The organism is Rhodanobacter ginsengisoli (assembly GCF_042657065.1).
Taxonomy (GTDB): Bacteria; Pseudomonadota; Gammaproteobacteria; order Xanthomonadales; family Rhodanobacteraceae; genus Rhodanobacter; species Rhodanobacter ginsengisoli.
In genome coordinates this window covers 246,793-264,550 of the sequence record NZ_JBHSNF010000001.1, presented here as the reverse complement: position 1 = coordinate 264,550, position 17,758 = coordinate 246,793, and the positions used below count along the sequence as shown (strand labels likewise).

Sequence of the window (17,758 nt, the reverse complement as noted above, 5' to 3'; positions counted from 1 at the left end):
TCAGAGCCATGGCCACGGCTTCAGCTCGTACGCTTTCGGCGGCGTGTCGCCGGCGAGGTACTGCACGAAATAGTCCCAGCGGCGGCGCGTGACGTACGGCGTGGCGGCGGCATAGCCGTGATGCACGTCGGGAATCGCGATCATGTCGAAGTCGCGGTTCGCCTTGATCAGCGCCTGCACCACCAGCAGCGTGTTCGACGGCGGCACGTTGTCGTCCAGCGTGCCGTAGGTCAGCATCAGGTGGCCCTTGAGGTTCCGCGCGAAGTCCTGGTTGGCCTGGGCGTCGTAGTTGCTCTTGCCATCCTTGCCGGTGACCAGCAGGCCCTGCCATTTCTCGGCCCAGTCGTCCTCGTACTCGCGGTTGTCGTGGTTGCCGCTTTCGGCCCAGCCGACCTTGAAGAAGTCCGGATAGTGGAACATCGCGCCCGCGGTGGCATTGCCGCCGCCGGAGTGGCCCCAGATGCCGACGCGGTCCAGGTCGACCCAGGGATACTTCGCGGCCAGTTGGCGGATCGCGCCGACCTGGTCGGGCAAGGTGTTGTCCTCGACGTGCTCGAAGTAGGCATCGTGGAAGGCCTTGGAGCGCCACGGCGTACCCATGCCATCGAGCGCGATCACGATGAAGCCCAGTTCGGCCATCGCCTGGTGATCGCTGCGCGAGGGCGCGAAGCTGCGCCCCCGTACCGAACCGGTCTGCGGCCCCGGGTAGACGTAGTCGATGAGCGGGTACTTCTTCGACGGATCGAAGTTCGTCGGCTTGAACATCATCCCGTACAGCTCGGTCTTGCCGTCGCGCGCCTTCACCGTGAACGGGATCGGCGGCACCCAGCCCGATGCTTTCAGACGGCTGATGTCGGCGCGGGCCACGGTGGCCAGCGCGTGCCCGTCATCGGCGTCGCGCAGCACGGTCACCGGCGGGGTGGTCGGCGTGGAGTACGCATCGACGAAAGCCTTGCCGTCGGGCGACAGGCTGATGGTGTGGTCGGCGGCCTCCGGCGTGAGCAGGGTCGGCTGACCACCCTCGAGGCTGACCTTCCAGAACTGCTGGTAGTAGGGATTCACGCCGGGCGTGCGACCCACGCCGCGGAACCACACCGTGCGTGTCTTCGGATCGACCTTCAGCACCTCGGTGACATTGCCCTCGCCGCGGGTGATCGCATGCTTGAACTTGCCGGTGGCGAGGTCGACCAGGTAAAGCTGGCCCCAGTTGCTGCGCTCGCTGAACCAGATCGCCTCGTGCGTGGCCGGCAGGTAGCGCCAGTTCACCGCACCGTTGCCGCTTTCGTACCAGGTCGGCACGACTTCATCGAACACGGTGCGTACCGCGCCGGTGGTTGCATTGGCGATGCGGAACCATTCGTGCCGGTGGTCGCGCGAGGTGGAGACGAACGCCAGGGTGCTGCCATCCGGCGCCCACTTCACGTCGTCCCAGCCGCCATCCGGCCCGCAACTGACGTCGTCGCACAGGCTCGAGCGGTGCTGATCCGGCGGCATCTTCAGCCGCACCACTTTCTTCGCCGCCACGTCGATGATCACCCGCTCGATCATCGTCACGTGCTTGTCGCCGACCAGCGGATATTTCCACTTCAGCAGCTCCGGGTGACCGACCCGGGTGCGGATCAGATACATCTCGCCGGTCTTGCGCTGGTCCTGCTGGAACGTGGCGATGCGGCTGGAATCGGGCGACCATTCGAGGATCGCGTGGTCGGTGTGCTTCCAGCCGGCGTTGTCTGTGGCGTAACCGAAGTCCTCCACGCCGTCGCTGGTCAGCCGGGTCTCCCGACCGCTGGCCACGTCGCGCAGCCACAGGTTCCAGTCGCGGATGAACGCCTCGGACTTGCCGTCCGGCGACAGCACGCCGGGTTCGTCGGCGGCCGCGTCCTTGCCGGTGTGTCCGGCCTTCGCCTCGCAGGTACCGGCGTCCTTCAGGTCGCACAGATAGTGCTTGTCGTCGAGCCTGACGTCGAGCCGACCGTCGGGCTTCACGCTGTAGTCGAACGCGTGCGGAAATTTGCTCGCGTCGACCGGCTGGCCGCCGGCCTTGCCCAGCGCGAACGCCAGCTTCGCCTGGTCGAACGCAGGCGCGGCCTTGCCGTCGGCGATATCCATCTGCATGAAATGGTCGCCATCGGCGTCGTGGTCGCGGTACCAGAAATGGCCATCGTCCAGCCACTTCACCTTCTGCACATCGTGGTCGACCAGCGGCAGGGTGCGGTACGGCAGGAAGCGTTCCGCCCGCGCATAGTCCTGCGCGGTGAGCACGCGCGTCTGCGCCGCCAGCCCGCTCGAGCACAGGCCCGCCGCAATCAGGCCCACCAACCACGCGCCGGACAGACGCCACGTACCGTTCATCGAACTCATCCTGCACTCCCCTCGGAAATCCCGTTGCGCCGGCGGCCACGCGCGCGCCGGCCGGCCATGCTAGCGCGATACGCTACCGGCCGACCCTGCCACAGGTTGGCCGGCTTCACCGGACCCGGTCGCGCTGCGGGAGGTCGCTCCGCCTGCCTGCGCATTTTCCTGCGGGGACACCGGTGCAACTTGCGTCGCCGGCGTGTCGCTTGACGCCGATCGGCCAGCACATGCAGGCTGATCATCCCAGCGACGCAGGGAGCCGTGCGATGTCCGCGCGCCTGAAAATCATCGGCAACTATCTTTCGCCCTACGTGCGCAAGGTGCTGGTGTGCCTCGAGCTGAAAGGGCTCGACTACGAAATCGATCCGATCGCGCCGTTCGTCGGCAACGACAAGTTCTCGCAGCTCAGTCCGTTGCGGCGTGTCCCGGTGCTGATCGACGACGGCTTCGTGCTCAACGACTCGTCGGTGATCTGCCAGTACCTGGAGGACCGGTACCCGACCCCCATGCTGTATCCGCCCGACCTGGGCGACCGCGCGCTGGCGCGCTGGCTGGAGGAGTACTGCGATACCCGGCTGGCCGATGTGCTGGTCTGGCGCCTGTTCTACCAGTTGGGGGTCAAGCGCTACCTGTTCCACGAGGAGACCGACCAGGCGACAGTGCAGCAGGCACGCGAGGTGGAAATTCCCGCCACTCTGGATTACCTGGAAAACCAGTTGCCCGACGACGGCTTCGTGTTCGGCACGCTGTCGATCGCCGACATCAGCATCGCCAGTTTCTTCCGCACCGCCTCGTTCGTGCGTTACGTGATCGACCCGGCGCGCTGGTCACGCTGCGCCACCCTGGTGGCGCAGGTGCAGGCCTTGCCGGCCTTCCAGAAACTCGCCCGCTTCGAGGACTGCATGCTGCGCCTGCCGCTGGCCGAGCAGCGCGAGGCGCTGCTCATGGTCGGCGCGCCGCTGTGCAGCGACACCCTGGGCACTGCCACGCCACGTCACGGTTTGCGTAGGGAATCGTGATCGTTCAGAAGGCAACGACTCGACGACTCAGCGCTGCGCGGCGGTCAGTTCGACCAGCCAGTCGACGAATACCCGCAGCCGCGCCGGCATCTGCCGCTGCTGCGGGTACAGCACGGTCATCGGCAGCGACGGCGGCGGACAGGCCGGCAGGATCTCGCGCAGCCGGCCGCTCTTCAGCCCGTCGGCGATCCGGTAACGCGGCATCTGCGCGATGCCCAGGCCCGCCTCGCAACAGCCGAGGTAGGCATCGACGCCGCTGACGCTGACGCGACCCGGCAGCGCGATCGCGCGCCGCTTGCGGCCGACGAGGAAGTCCAGTGGCTCGGCACGACGGGTCGTCGGCGAGACCCAGTTCACCGCGAGGTGGCCGTCCTGCAGCGCGGCCAGCGAATCGGGCTGGCCGTGTCGCCGCACGTACCCGGCGCTGGCCACGGTCACCTGCTGCAGCATCGCGACGCGGCGGCCGACCATGCCGGAATCGCCCAGCTCGCCGACGCGCAGCACGCAATCCACGCCTTCGCGTACCAGGTCGACGAAGCGGTCGCCGGTGCCGATGTCCAGCGTGATCTGCGGGAAGCGCGCAAAGAAATCCGGCAACGCGGGAATCACCAGCAGCCGCGCCAGCGACACCGGAAGATCGACGTGCAGGTGGCCCTTCGGCTGCACCAGCGCCTCGCGGAAATCGGTCTCGACCTCGTCCATGTCGGCAAGCAGGCGCAGGCAATGCCCGTAGTAGGTCTCGCCGTCACGGGTGGTGCGCACGCGGCGGGTGGTTCGCTGCAGCAGCTGGGCGCCGAGCCGTTCCTCCAGCCGCTTGATCGCGTGGGTCACGGTGGCGCGCGGCAGGCTCAGGTCGTTCGCCGCGGCGGTGAAACTGCCCAGCTCGACGATCCGGGTGTACAGCCGCATGGCTTCGAGGCGGTCCATGGAGATTGTTGTCTACAATTGAATGGTCATTCCCATTATTGAGCATTTATCCAATCACCGTCGCGGTGCACCATGGCCTCCACTTCCACTCAGGAGCGACATCATGCAGACCCGCACCCTCGGCAAAGGCACCGCTACGGCACCGGCCCCCCGGGTTTCCGCGCTCGGCCTCGGCTGCATGGGCATGAGCGATTTCTACGGCACGCGCGACGATGCCGAGTCGATCGCCACCATCCGGCATGCGCTGGACCGCGGCCTCAACCTGCTCGATACCGCCGACATGTATGGGCCGCACACCAACGAGGTACTGGTCGGCCAGGCGATCAGGGGCCGCCGCGAGCAGGCCTTCATCGCCACCAAGTTCGGCATCTTGCGCGACCCCGCCGATCCGACGGTTCGCGGCATCAGCGGGCGCCCGGAATACGTGCGCGCCGCCTGCGACGCCAGCCTGAAGCGCCTGGGCATCGACACCATCGACCTGTACTACCAGCACCGCGTCGACCCGAACGTGCCGATCGAGGACACCGTGGGTGCGATGGCCGGTCTGGTGGCCGCCGGCAAGGTGCGTTACCTCGGCCTGTCCGAGGCTTCCGGCGCCACGCTGGAGCGTGCCTGCAAGGTGCATCCGATCGCCGCATTGCAAAGCGAGTTCTCGCTGTGGACGCGCGACCCGCAGACCAACGGCATGCTCGATGCCTGCCGCCGCCACGGCGTGAGCCTGGTCGCCTACTCGCCGCTGGGACGCGGCTTCCTCACCGGCGCGATCCGCTCGCCGGACGACTTCGCCGCCGACGACTACCGCCGCACCAGTCCGCGTTTCCAGGGCGAGAACTTCGCCCGCAATCTGCGGCTGGTCGAACAGGTGAGGGTCCTGGCCGCCGACAAGGGTTGCTCGCCCGCGCAGCTGGCGCTGGCCTGGGTGCTGGCGCAAGGAGACGACGTACTGGCGATTCCCGGTACCCGGCACCGTTCGCGGCTGGATGAGAACCTCGGGGCGCTCGACGTGCAGCTGAGCGCCGCCGAGCTGGCCACCATCGACGCGGTGTTCCCGCCCGACGTGGCCGCCGGCACCCGCTACCCCGGCGCGGGGATGCAGCTGGTCAACGCGTGAGTGCCCCGGCGCCGTTCACGCGGAGGGCGGCGCCGGACCCGTTAGACTGCGCGGCATGAGCACGCCCGAACACTCCCCGCTTGGCAAGAACACGATCTACGCGGATCGCTACGATCCCCGACTGCTGTTTCCGATACCGCGCGCCGACAAGCGCGCGGAAATCGAGGTGGCCGAACCGCTGCCGTTCCACGGCGTGGACATCTGGAACGCCTACGAGCTGTCGTGGCTCGATCCGCGCGGCAAGCCGGTGGTGGCGATGGCCGAGTTCCGCATCCCCGCCGCTTCCCCGAACCTCATCGAATCGAAGTCATTCAAGCTGTATCTGAATGGCTTCGCGCAGGAGCGCATCGCGGACACGGATACGCTGACTTCCACCCTGATGCATGACCTGTCCGCCGCGGCGGGTGCGGTGGTCAGCGTGCAACTGGCGGAGGCACGCGCGGCCACGTTGCCCACCGTCGACCTGGACGGCCTGCTGCTCGACCGGCAGGACATCGAGATCGACCACTACGGTCCGCCGCAGGCCGATTTCCTGCTGGCCGACCTGTCCGTGCAACCGGTGGCGGAAACCCTCGTTTCGCACCTGCTGCGCTCGAACTGCCCGGTCACCGGCCAGCCCGACTGGGGCAGCGTGCAGATCGCCTATCGCGGCGCGCCGATCGACCACGCCGGGCTGCTGCGCTATCTGGTCTCGTTCCGCACCCACGACGAATTCCACGAGCAATGCGTGGAACGGATCTTCGTCGACCTGATGCGGCGCTGCGCTCCGCAGCAGCTCAGCGTGTACGCACGCTACACCCGCCGCGGCGGGCTGGACATCAATCCGTTCCGCAGCAGCACACCAGCCACGCCGTGCAACCCGCGCACGGTGCGCCAGTAGCCCGCGCGGCCCGCCTGACGGCGATGCGCGATCGGATACGGCCCGCAACCCCGCCTGTCATGGTGGCGTGAAAGTTCAGGCCCCGGGTTGCCTCCCGGTAATCGGCGCTTCATGTCGACGCCACTAGCCTCGGTGCCAGACCCAAGCACCCGACGACGGCGGCAGTCGCCACGCAGCGGCACCCGCCCGCGATCGACCCAGGAGTTCCCATGACACCTTCCATTCGCACCACCGCGCTGCACGGCGCCGCCCTGGCCGGCCTGCTGCTGCTCAGTGCCTGCGGCAAGAGCGAGCCGGCCTCGCCGAACGATACCCCTGCCCCCGCCAGCACCGCACCCGTGGCCATGCTGCCCGCGCCTGCAGCCACCACCGCGACCACACCGGTGGCCGGCAGTGGCACCACCGGCGTGGCGACGGCCGCGTCGGTCGCCGTCTCCGAGGCTGCCGCAGTGAGCGTCCCCCTGACCGTGGCCAGGCTGACCGTCGGCAGTGACGTGAATGCCGAGCATCAGGTGACCCATGCCGCGAACAGCTTCGCCAGCAACGACAAGACCATCTATGCCAGCGTGGCCACCGAGGGCAGCAGTGGCGGCGCCACGCTCAACGCCAAGTGGAGTTATCTGGAAGGCTCCGGCCAGCTGGTCAGCAACATCAGCCAGTCGATCGCCACCGACGGCCCGGCCATCACCACGTTCGAGGTGCAGAACCCCGACCTGTGGCCCGAAGGCAGGTACAAGGTGGAGATTTCGCTGGATGGCAAGCCGGTCGCCAGCCGGGATTTCCGGATCGGCAAACACTGAGGTTCGCCCATTGTCAGCGCAAAGAGGCACCCTTCCTGGCGCTGGTTGCCGCAAAGGCAACGCGCGGCGGTTCACAAGCCGTCATCGTCACGGCAATCTGGAGCGATAGGCATTCGGCAATGGCACGTTCGGCTGGATTCGAACCCACGACCACCCTTCGGAGATCAGAAAGGCATCCGGGGTCTCGCTACGGAACTGGACACGTAGGCGGCAACAGCCAGGCCAAAATCCACGATTCATCGATCGACAGTCAGCTCATACGGTCGCGTTGAGAGATGAAACGAACCTCGACGTCTGCTCGGGAATGACGCGATCAAGAGGTATGAGTGCGGCGAAGCGCACAGGTCGGGGTCGGCCAGGAGGAGCGACCATTGCATTTTCCTGATCCGGCGACCGTTGGAGCTCACTCCAGCGGAATTTTTTCTTCGCCTGCTTGTTTGTGCGTGCTGCTTACTGGCGCATGAATCGGCGGCGGGCCACGGACAGCATCAGTCGTTGCAGCGGGTTGTTGTTGCCCCCTGGCCGCCACGTGTGTACGAGCTTGTTGCGGTAGGCATCGAAGTGCAGGCCGTGCGGTGCCGCGAGCACTTTGCCCCTGCCAAGCAGGATCTTCAACGCTTGGGTACCGGCTATCCCGGCACAGATTTCACATGCCATGGGCGTCGACGGCCCCCGCTGGTTGATCAGGTCGACCGCTGAGGGATCGACCAGATAGCCTTGATGCAGCACGGCAGGCGCCAAACCCACCATGAAGCGCAGCAACTGCTCGTTCTTCGGGCGGCCTTCCAGCCGGAAATACTCTTCGAATGTCATCTGGCCCGGCAGGAACGCCAGCACCGCAGCACCCATGCCCAACGGCGCCGCGGTAAGCGCCGGAATGCCGCGCTCGGCACACAGAGCAAACAGCTTGGCACGAATATCGAGTACGAAGAAATCCAGCCCGTCGACGTACAGATCCACCCCCGACAGGAACTGCTCCATGTTGTCGACGGTGACGCCATCGGAAAACTTGTTGATGTCCAGATCCGGATTGATATCCCGCGCGATCCGGGACACCACGTCGACTTTGGGCTGGCCAATCGTCGACTGGAATGCCCCGGCCTGCCGGTTGAAATTTTCCATGCCGAAACGGTCGAAATCCGCCAGGTTGAACGACTGGATGCCGAGTCGAGTCAGGGTCAACAGATGGCTACCGCCAACCCCGCCGAGCCCGGCAATTGCCACGCGCCTGGAACGAAGCCTCGCCTGTTCGGTCGAGGTTATCCAGCCAATCGTCCGGCTGAAGGCCGTGGCGTAGTCGAACGGCTCAATTGAAACCGGTGCATCAGACATCATGAGACATTTACCCTCGGCATCATGGATGCAGAGCTGTGTTGCCAAGCTGGCACGATAACGCTGGCTTGCGGCGTATTACCGCGACTGGCCAGCGAACCCGTTCAACGAAAGCAGCGCACGGAAAAATGGCGCCGCTTCGGAAAGCGGCGCCATCAATCGTCAAACCGCATGCATGGGATACCCCGCTCTATGACAGCCGCTCAGCCTCTTTGCGGCGCCACCAGGTGAAGAGTCCCAGGAACGCCAAACCGAGGCCCAACAGACCGGCTGCACCCGGCTCAGGTACGACGGATCTGCCGATCAACGTGGCCGTTCCCGTAATGGGATAATGGCAGGGATTGGTCGGATCGGACGAGGGCGGAGTCCCACAGCCTATCCTTTGGAATTGGGAAAACAGGAACTCCGAATTAAGCGTAAAGTCCGCGAATCCACCCAGCCCGTCGGCTTGTGTATGAGTCTGGAAGTAGGATGCCGCAGGACCTCCGGTCGCGTCCAAAAAGCCGATTCCGTTGGATCCAGTCAGGGGATTTGTAACAGTGCCAACAACCGTGGAGAAAAGCTGCGCTGTGCCTCCATAGCCAAGCACCGAACCTGTATGGCCGGACAAGGTGAGCCACGGCGTACCAATCCCGGCCGTAGTCGGATCCAGCACATTGAAGCCACTACTGTTGTCAACGTAAAAGCTGATGGAGCCAGGACTGAACTCGACCTGAGGACCCGTGATGTTCGACACCGTGTACTGGAAGGTGAAGTTGAGATCGCAACCCGGGCAAAAGTATGACGCATTTTGCCCGTTGAACGAGCCAATCACCCCGTAACCGGTCAGCACGTCGCCGACGTTCGTAACGGTCGATTCGCGGAAGTTGAGTGCCTGGACGGTCAGGTCCAACGGACTGCTGGGGTCCCACACGACGCCGCCCACACTTATGGGAGTTGCAAACGTCGATCCACTCCACGCACCCAGCGCAAGTGCGCAGGCGAGTGCGGCTCTGATGAATTTCTTCTTCAACATGACTTTCTCCTCGATTGAGAACCAATCCAGACAACTGCAGCAGTGGCGCCGGATCGACGCTGCCCTTGCAGATTCTGAAAGGCAAAAGGCATGCCATACGCATAACATGCTGTTTTGTATTGAATTGTTCATTCAAGGCTGTCGGATTTTCTCAATATTTGTAAGGTATTTCGACGCCATGCCGCGATGGAATGTCTGTGATCGAATAGGACACCGCGCGCCCATGCCCACATGCCGCGGACGCATGGCGTGGTGCACGGCGAGACGGCACGATCTGATTCGCCGTTAAGGTAGAAAACCCTGTTTTTTCAAGGCGCGTGTCGCCATTTTGACGTGACCGTTTATCCGACGGCACCGACCACACGCTGCGTTTGTAAAGAATTCCGACACAGGGGGAAAACACCTGTCCTTCGCCCTCGCGACGTGAAACCCCGAAGGCAAGGGAATACGGGACCGGCGTGTTTCGATTTCGACTCTCTATCGCCGGGTGCCTGCGGCAGGCCGCGGCGGATGGGCGAATAACCAAGGTCGCGCAGTGCCTGTGGCCATCTCACACAAACCAATATCGCATCCGGTCCAGCTATTGGAAATCGCCGAAACTGGCTAGTCCCCTTCGCCCACTGCGATCGCGTGATGCTGATCCCGCGTGGCCAAGCCGTAAAAACACGAGCCCGTGCCCCGGCGCGCACAGTGCGCCCAGAGCCGAACTCAAGCGCGCGAGCGGCCGCTGAAAGACTGGCTCGACGGGTACAAATCCCAGGCTGAGTATCCCCGCCGCCGCATACGGCTGGACTGACAGCCCGGCCAGGGTGGCCTCAAGCCACACACGCTGCAAGGCGCGGCCACCCGCGAGAACATCGGATCGCGCCGTGGACGGAATGACGAGCAGACAGAGACCGGGCGACAGCCGGATCGGCAGCCAGGCCGAGCGCAGGCCCAGAACGGACGCCGCGCCCAACCAGTTGAACATGGCCATCACCGAAGGACGACGCAGCGCCTGAAAGACCGGGCGCATCGGTGGCTCCACAGCCAACGTCGCGGGTGCAAGGCCTTCCTCGCAGGCGCTGTGCCAGCCCACCGCAAAGCGGATACTCGAAAACAGCTCCGCGTGCAGCGTCGGGCTCCTGAAACGCAGCGTCTCGGCCTGCCTGATGACGTTGAGTGCCGTTTTCTTCTCGCGCGGTGTCTGTGGCCAATAAAGCCGCTGCCCGGGAATCAGCCGGGCCTGGGCATCCAGGCGCGCCTGCATATCGGTGGTGATCGGGCCGCGCCAAGGGAAGCGGCGGTCGGTGTGACGCTGCTCGATGGCCCCAGCCAGCGGCTCGTGCGGGTCGCACTCGGGATCGCGGTGCCAACGGATGCGGGCGACCCATAGTTCGTCGTCGTCTCGCGGAAAGGTCTGCAGGTCCGCCACATAACCAAGCGACCGGGCGTAGATGATCATGTTTTCCAGGCACGCGCCGGCAGCCAGGTCGCTGAGGACATATCGGGTATCGGATACGCGGCCGCTTCGGCTCGCATCGATCCGAAGGTCCAGGTCGTCGCCCGACCAAGCAAACCGCCACGGCTGCGAATTATCCGCCGAGGGCGCTGCGATGCCCGCACGCAGGATGGCTGCTTTTGTCTGTCGGTTCACGGCCCGCGCCCGTTCATATTTTAAAACCGTGCGATTTGGTGCAAAACACGCCCAGGCACTATACGCGGGGATAGAGGCCTCCACCAAAATACGTTCTGAACTGCCCCGGCACTCTCTCGGAGGCTCCACATCTTTGACGGGATGGAGCGATGAGCAAGTCAATCAACGACTCTCCGGCGACTCGTAAATGAGCGGTCAGGATGGCGTTCGAACACCAGCAAGGAGCATGCCTCGCAGCGAGCGACGATCGAGTCGATTGCCGCCAGGATGGGGAGGCACGGCGGCGAGGTTGTACAACTGGATCCGGCAGGCCGAGCGTGATCCGGGCGGCCTGCGTGAGGGTCTGAATACGTCCGAGCGCGAGAAGATCATGGCGCTGGAGCGTGCAAGGCGCGAGCTGCGCCTCGCCAATCAATTCTTGCGCAAGGCGTCGGCCTATTTTGCCCAGGCGGAGCTCGACCGCCGACCGCAAAAATGAAGGTATTCATCAACGATCACCGTCGTGCCTATGGAGTCGAGTGACCTGCCGGGTACTGCCGCTTGTCCCGCCGACATATTATCTGCACGCGACTCGCCAGGCCGATCTGCCCAAGGTGCCCGCCCGGGTTCGCCGCGATGCCGGATTGTGTGCGCCGATCCGGCGGGTCCGGGACGAGAACTTCCATGTGCATGGCGTGCGAAAGGTTTGGCAACAGCTGCGCCGCGAGGGTGTTCGCGTGGCGCGTTGCACGGTCACTCGGCTCTTGCAGCAGATGGAACTATGGGGGTGCGGCGGGGCACATCGGTTCGGACCAGGGTCAGTGATGCAAAGAGCGTTTGCCCGCTGAACTTTGTCCACCGGCAGCTCCGGGCGGAGTGGACTGGACACGCTGTGGTCAAGTGACTCTACGTATTTGTCGACGTGGGCAGGTTTCGTCTACGCGGCCTTCGTGATCGACGTGTTCGCACGCCGCATCGTGGGCTGGAAGGTGTCGTCTTCGACGCGCACGCACTTCGTGCTCGATGCGCTGGAACAGGCGCTATGCGCGTAGCGACCGGCTGAACGCCAGACCCGCCAAAGTGATCGAAGAGTGCGATTGGTGCCCATTTGCTACACCGAGCGCCTGGCCGAGGCCGGTGCCGGCTCAGCCGCACTTCAATCTGAAGGTCAGTGTGTCAGGCCTGCTGGTGGCAGCCACCTGTTACCGGCTATGACCAGAATGCATCCTGTGCAGCGAACGACGGTAGGTTGCTGACATTCGACGTGAATCTGACCCGCAGTGTTCACACACAGTTCACAAAACTGACAGTCTAGTCGATGTTTTGCCTCTTGATCCATAGCTTTCACACGTGGTTAACATAATCATAGCTCGGCCGTGGCATATGATAGGTGACGGAAACATGAACCTAATCAGATCGGTAGAGTAGAAATGCCTCAGACAGTCATCGACATCACGGCGCATCGCGCTCGTTCAGCAGCCCGCAGCAGCGCGCCGCCGTGTTTGTGCGCGACCAGCCTTGAACAGGTGGAATCGGCGTGGGGGTTAGTATTTGAACGATACTCACAAATGGGGCTGATCGACGAAAACCCGTATGGCGTTCATGCTGTTCCCACCGCTGTGGGACCACATGCATGCGTGATATGGGGGCCGGAAGGCCCGGATGTCGGCTATACGATGACACTATTCCGCGACAATCCCATGGGGCTCGCGCTGGATAGCGTATATGCACCATATCTGGACGAACTGCGGCGAAAGGGGCGCCGTTTGCTTGAGGTGGGGATGCTGGCGGATCGTCGCCAGAGTGCTACACGCGGCATCGGAGCCCTGTTCAGCATGATGCGCTGGGCCATTCACTTTGGGGTGCACACCGATTTGACCGATATCGTTATCGGTGTGCATCCGCGGCACGCCGACTTCTACATACGTTGTTACGGCTTCGAAAAATTTGCTCCACCGACGAGCTACGCCTTGGTGCGAAACAACCCGGTGGTGCTCTTGCGCCTCAGCCTGCTCGAGGCACTCGCGAAAGACTTGTTGCCGCGAGGGCTCGCTGATGCGCGCGACAATCCAATACCCAGCAGTGCGTTCTCGCATCGCTTCGAGTTTGAGCCCGAGCAGCTGCGTGGTTCCCAGATAGCGGGCTTTTTGAAAGCCCGGTATGGTATTGATCCGAGCCGCAGGGCCAGCCCGGCCGAGTCGACTGCTGGTCAGCGTCCTGTAGCATTGCAATCTTGTGTGAACCTATAAGTAAACCGCCCTCCCCACTGTCGTTTTGCGACGGGGCCTGCGGAGAGATGGTGTGCGAGGAGGAGCGCATGGATCTCACCCGACTGGTTCACTCCAAGCTCACAAGCATCAGGCTGCTGTTGCGTGCCCGTATCGTTTTGCTGGCGGCCGAGAGCAAGCAGATCAAGGCGATTGCGGCGCGGTTGAGCCTCGGCGGATGCGGGCCGCGCGCTGACGCGAACGCCATGCCCAGCATCGACTCGCCGGTATCGAACGCGGCCGACCGTATGATGCGCCCCCCATCGAAGGTCGACTTGGCCCGGCTGGTGGAACTGACCACACCAAGTCGGGGCAGCCACCATTGGAGGGCGCACACGATGGCCGCTGAGCTTCGCATCCGCGCCGCCAGTGTTGTGCGCCACCGGCGCGCGACCGGAATTGAAGCCTCCCCGCGCGCGGGGCGTCAAGCTTGCGCGCGATCCCCACGCCGAGAAGCTCGAAGATGCCGCGGGCCTCACCGCCCGAGCACTCGCTGGAGTTGTCACGATGGGTGCGTGCAATGATGCTGTGCAAGCCACATCCCGAGTCGACTTCGCGCTTGGCGAGCAATTTTCTTGGCTGAGATTGAGGGCTAATCAGGTAATCTCTTCACTCGCACGTCCAAACACACCACCTGAACCCTCTCCGATCAGCCAAGGAGGCTCCATGAAATCAGTGGCCAGCGCCAAGATCGCCATCATCGGGTTGGGCTACGTGGGTCTCCCGCTGGCGGTGGAGTTCGGCAAGCGCTATGACACCGTCGGTTTCGACATCCGCGCCGGCCGCATAGATGAACTGCGCGCCGGACGCGACAGCACGCTGGAAGTGGATGCGAACGAACTGGCGGCAGCGCAACGGCTGCACTTCAGCGCGTCGCTGGACGACATCCGGCACTGCAACGTCTACATCGTCACCGTGCCCACCCCCATCGACAGCGCCAAGCGCCCCGACCTCACCCCGCTGATCAAGGCCAGCGAAGCCATCGGCAGCATCCTCAAACCCGGCGACGTGGTGATCTTCGAATCCACCGTCTACCCCGGCTGTACCGAAGAAATCTGCGTTCCCATCCTGGAACGCACCTCAGGCCTCAACTACGCTACTAGCCCCGCTCCCGCTCTCACCGAACATCCAACACCGAACACCGAACACTGCCCTTCCGCTCCTACCGAAAACCGAAAACCGAAAACCGAAAACTTCTCCTGCGGCTACAGCCCCGAACGCATCAACCCCGGCGACAAACAACACCGCGTCACCACCATCCTCAAAGTCACCTCCGGCTCTACCCCGGCAACGGCCGATTTCGTCGATGCGCTGTACGCCAGCATCATCACCGCCGGCACCCACAAGGCCAGCTCCATCAAAGTCGCCGAGGCCGCCAAGGTGATCGAGAACACCCAGCGCGATCTCAACATCGCGCTGGTCAACGACCTGGCCATCCTGTTCAACAAGCTCGGCATCGACACGTTGGAAGTGTTGGAGGCCGCCGGCACCAAGTGGAACTTCCTGCCGTTCCGTCCCGGTCTGGTCGGCGGCCACTGCATCAGCGTCGATCCCTACTACCTCACCCACAAGGCGCAGGAAGTGGGCCATCACCCGGACGTGATCCTCGCCGGCCGGCGCACCAACGACAGCATGGGTCAGTACATCGCCAACGAGGTGATCCGCCTGATGGTGCGCAAGGGCATCAACCCGGTCGGCGCGCGCATACTGGTGCTGGGGCTGGCCTTCAAGGAAAACTGCCCCGACCTGCGCAATACTCGCGTGGTGGACATTGTGCAGGCGCTGACGGGCTACAACACCCGCGTCGAGATCCATGACCCCTGGGTCGACGCCGAAGAGGCGCACAAGGAATACGGCATGGAGCTGCTGGCCCGGCCAGTCAACGGCACCTATGACGCCGTGATTCTGGCTGTCGGACACCGGGAATTCGCCAGCATGGGAGCGGGCGCTATCCGTGCATTAGGCAAGGCCGAATCTGTCCTTTATGACGTGAAATACGTCTTGCCGCGCGATGCTGTCGACGGGAGATTGTGATGAGTGACTTGGTCAAGGCACTTCCAGTCGCACTCAAGGAACGTATTCTGGCTTCCCACCAGAGCTGGTTGGTTACGGGTGCAGCGGGTTTCATTGGTTCCAATCTCGTCGAGGCACTCCTTGGGCTGGGCCAGCATGTGGTTGGCTTGGACAATTTCGCTACGGGCTACCAGCGCAATCTTGATGAAGTTGAACAGATCGTGGGAGCGCAGGCATGGTCACGTTTCCATTTCATCACGGGTGACATCCGCAATATCGAAGACTGCCGTAAGGCGTGTGCAGGCGTACAGCACGTGCTGCATCAGGCGGCGCTGGGATCGGTGCCTCGCTCGATTGAAGATCCGTTGGCCATACATGACACCAATTGCTCCGGCTCACTCAACATGCTGGTGGCTGCGCGCGATGCCAGGATCAAAAGTTTTACCTATGCCGCCAGTAGTTCCACCTATGGCGATCATCCAGGGCTGCCCAAGGTGGAGGATCAGATTGGCAATCTCCTGAGCCCTTACGCCGTAACGAAATATGCCAATGAGCTGTATGCCAGCGTTTTTGCACGCTGCTACGGCTTCAATACCATTGGCCTGCGTTACTTCAACGTGTTCGGTCCGCGACAGGATCCCGATGGTGCCTATGCAGCGGTCATTCCCAAGTGGATAGCCAGCCTCATCAGGGGCGAGTCAGTGTTCATCTATGGTGACGGTGAGACCAGCCGTGATTTTTGTTACGTCTCAAACGTGGTGCAGGCGAACTTGCTGGCTGCGACGACGGAAAGTCCCATGGCCGTGAATCAGGTTTACAACATAGCGGTAGGTGACCGTACGACACTCAACGAGCTTTACTCCCAGCTTCAGACCAATCTGCTGCCGTACTACGCGCATCTACAAGATGCACAACCAGTGTATTGCGGCTTTCGCGCGGGTGATGTTCGTCATAGCCTGGCCGACATAAGCAAGGCGACTGCGAATCTGGGTTTCACGCCTACGCAAAACATTGGACAAGGACTGGCCTTGGCGATGCCCTGGTACATGAAACCCCGGGCACAGTGCCGTCATCAGGATGATGGACCTTCGCGGCAAAAGCTGGATCCAGGGAATGGCAACGGAAGGATTCTTTCGGGATAACACGCTAGACTGCAATCAGCGTCTTGCTACACTCAAAACCATGTGGCTCGTCGGGGGAATACCCTGTTATGCAGCGGCTCAGGATTGACTTGATCGCGGCCGCGCGGCCCAATTTCATGAAGGTCGCGCCGCTGTTCCACGCGTTGCACGAGGAATCCTGGTGCAGTTTGCGGCTGGTGCATACTGGCCAGCATTACGACCGGAACATGTCGGAGGCTTTTTTTCGCGATCTGAAGTTGCCGTCGCCGGATCTGAACCTGGGCGTAGGCAGCGGCAGTCACGCCGAACAGACCGCCAACGTGATGCTCACCTACGAAGGCGCCTGCGTCGCGGATCGACCGGACCTGATCGTCGTGGTTGGGGATGTCAATGCAACGCTTGCCTGCACCTTGGTCGGCACAAAGATGGGCATTCCGGTGGCGCATCTTGAGGCCGGGTTGCGCAGTCGCGACCGCCGGATGCCCGAGGAGATCAACCGGCTGGTGACCGATGCGGTGGCCGACATCCTGTGGACGCCGTCACCAGACGCGGACGAGAATCTCGCTGCCGAAGGCGTTCCGCCGGAAAAGATCACACGCGTCGGCAACATCATGATCGACTCTTACGAACTGATGCGCGAGCGCATCGATGCCAGCGGCGAGCGGAGTCGGCTCGGGCTTGAGAAGCGCGAGTACGCGGTGGTAACACTGCACCGCCCGTCCAACGTGGATGCGCCCGAACCACTCAAGTTACTGATAAGTCAACTGAAGGGCATTGCAGCCAGATTGCCGTTGGTGTTTCCGGTACATCCGCGCACCCGCAAGAATCTGGAAGCCTTCGGCCTGTGGCCTAAACTGGCGGAAGCGCCTAATCTGCAGGTCATCGAGCCGCTCGGTTACGTCGATTTCATGAACCTTGTCTGCGGTGCACGCCTGACCATCACGGATTCGGGTGGTGTCCAGGAGGAGACCACCTATCTCGGCATACCCTGCCTGACGTTGCGCACCACCACCGAACGGCCGATCACCGTCACGGAGGGTACCAACCGACTGGTCACTACCGTCGAGCTGGTGCCGGCGGTGGACGAGATTCTCGCTGGTCAGTGGCCGCATGGACGCAAGCCACAGCTCTGGGACGGACATACGGCGGCGCGCGTAGCGGCCGACATTCGTAGCCGTTTGCTGATTGCGCCGCCTCCGTTACCGAAGAACCAGCGGTCTCCGCAAGTTCCAGTCAGCATGTGCCAGGCAATGCGTGAATCCGGGAGAGGGCGAATAGCCGGTTGATTGCAGACAGCCGATCC

At 63.2% G+C, this 17,758-nt stretch carries 13 protein-coding genes, 1 pseudogene and 1 other annotated feature; of the genes and pseudogenes, 9 read left to right on the top strand and 5 right to left on the bottom strand.

What is annotated here, in order from left to right:
• On the bottom strand, nt 1–2,361 hold the full coding sequence (locus ACFPPA_RS01030) for a S9 family peptidase (RefSeq protein WP_377316398.1): 2,361 nt from the start codon (nt 2,359–2,361) through the stop codon (nt 1–3).
• 260 nt (nt 2,362–2,621) lie between these two features.
• Between ACFPPA_RS01030 and ACFPPA_RS01025 the strand changes: the two genes are divergently transcribed.
• Nucleotides 2,622–3,374, top strand: a complete 753-nt coding sequence (locus ACFPPA_RS01025; protein ID WP_377316396.1) for a glutathione S-transferase family protein — start codon at nt 2,622–2,624, stop codon at nt 3,372–3,374.
• Nucleotides 3,375–3,401: 27 nt separating this feature from the next.
• Here ACFPPA_RS01025 and ACFPPA_RS01020 read toward each other — a convergent pair whose 3' ends face one another.
• Nucleotides 3,402–4,301 (bottom strand): LysR family transcriptional regulator, encoded by a 900-nt coding sequence (locus tag ACFPPA_RS01020; protein WP_377316394.1) that lies wholly within the window; start codon nt 4,299–4,301, stop codon nt 3,402–3,404.
• A 103-nt stretch (nt 4,302–4,404) separates the two neighbouring features.
• On the opposite strand from ACFPPA_RS01020, the gene ACFPPA_RS01015 reads away from it, so the two are divergent.
• The 3 genes from ACFPPA_RS01015 (at nt 4,405) to ACFPPA_RS01005 (ending at nt 7,092) form a co-directional block, all read left to right on the top strand.
• Nucleotides 4,405–5,412 (top strand): aldo/keto reductase, encoded by a 1,008-nt coding sequence (locus tag ACFPPA_RS01015; RefSeq protein WP_377316392.1) that lies wholly within the window; start codon nt 4,405–4,407, stop codon nt 5,410–5,412.
• Between the two features lie 55 nt (nt 5,413–5,467).
• Complete coding sequence (gene queF / locus ACFPPA_RS01010; RefSeq protein ID WP_377316390.1) at nt 5,468–6,292, top strand: NADPH-dependent 7-cyano-7-deazaguanine reductase QueF; 825 nt, start codon at nt 5,468–5,470, stop codon at nt 6,290–6,292.
• A 209-nt stretch (nt 6,293–6,501) separates the two neighbouring features.
• Nucleotides 6,502–7,092: a hypothetical protein gene (locus tag ACFPPA_RS01005; protein ID WP_377316388.1), complete on the top strand. Its 591-nt coding sequence runs from the start codon at nt 6,502–6,504 to the stop codon at nt 7,090–7,092.
• Between the two features lie 450 nt (nt 7,093–7,542).
• Here the strand turns inward: ACFPPA_RS01005 and ACFPPA_RS01000 are convergent, their stop codons facing one another.
• The 3 genes from ACFPPA_RS01000 to ACFPPA_RS00990 form a co-directional block, all read right to left on the bottom strand.
• Nucleotides 7,543–8,427, bottom strand: coding sequence for a ThiF family adenylyltransferase (locus ACFPPA_RS01000; RefSeq protein WP_377316386.1), 885 nt, complete (start codon nt 8,425–8,427; stop codon nt 7,543–7,545).
• Between the two features lie 187 nt (nt 8,428–8,614).
• Nucleotides 8,615–9,439 carry a PEP-CTERM sorting domain-containing protein gene (locus ACFPPA_RS00995; protein WP_377316384.1) on the bottom strand — a complete coding sequence of 275 codons (825 nt, stop codon included), beginning with the start codon at nt 9,437–9,439 and terminating at the stop codon, nt 8,615–8,617.
• A 580-nt stretch (nt 9,440–10,019) separates the two neighbouring features.
• Nucleotides 10,020–11,075 (bottom strand): nitroreductase family protein, encoded by a 1,056-nt coding sequence (locus ACFPPA_RS00990; RefSeq protein ID WP_377316382.1) that lies wholly within the window; start codon nt 11,073–11,075, stop codon nt 10,020–10,022.
• A gap of 200 nt (nt 11,076–11,275) precedes the next feature.
• On the opposite strand from ACFPPA_RS00990, the pseudogene ACFPPA_RS00985 reads away from it, so the two are divergent.
• From ACFPPA_RS00985 to wecB, 5 genes and pseudogenes are all read left to right on the top strand, one after another.
• Nucleotides 11,276–12,193: pseudogene (locus tag ACFPPA_RS00985) on the top strand (IS3 family transposase); the annotation flags it as partial.
• Nucleotides 11,508–11,623, top strand: a sequence feature (AL1L pseudoknot). It overlaps the preceding pseudogene by 116 nt.
• A gap of 291 nt (nt 12,194–12,484) precedes the next feature.
• Nucleotides 12,485–13,303 (top strand): N-acyl amino acid synthase FeeM domain-containing protein, encoded by an 819-nt coding sequence (locus ACFPPA_RS00980; protein ID WP_377316380.1) that lies wholly within the window; start codon nt 12,485–12,487, stop codon nt 13,301–13,303.
• A 684-nt stretch (nt 13,304–13,987) separates the two neighbouring features.
• The gene (locus ACFPPA_RS00975; protein ID WP_377316378.1) at nt 13,988–15,355 is read left to right on the top strand and encodes a nucleotide sugar dehydrogenase; all 1,368 of its coding nucleotides are present in this window, start codon (nt 13,988–13,990) and stop codon (nt 15,353–15,355) included.
• Nucleotides 15,355–16,476, top strand: a complete 1,122-nt coding sequence (locus ACFPPA_RS00970) for an SDR family oxidoreductase (RefSeq protein WP_377316376.1) — start codon at nt 15,355–15,357, stop codon at nt 16,474–16,476. The genes ACFPPA_RS00975 and ACFPPA_RS00970 overlap by 1 nt, the downstream gene beginning before the upstream one ends.
• Before the next feature lie 68 nt (nt 16,477–16,544).
• Nucleotides 16,545–17,741 carry a non-hydrolyzing UDP-N-acetylglucosamine 2-epimerase gene (wecB, locus tag ACFPPA_RS00965; protein ID WP_377316374.1) on the top strand — a complete coding sequence of 399 codons (1,197 nt, stop codon included), beginning with the start codon at nt 16,545–16,547 and terminating at the stop codon, nt 17,739–17,741.
• The last annotated feature ends 17 nt before the right edge of the window (nt 17,742–17,758 follow it).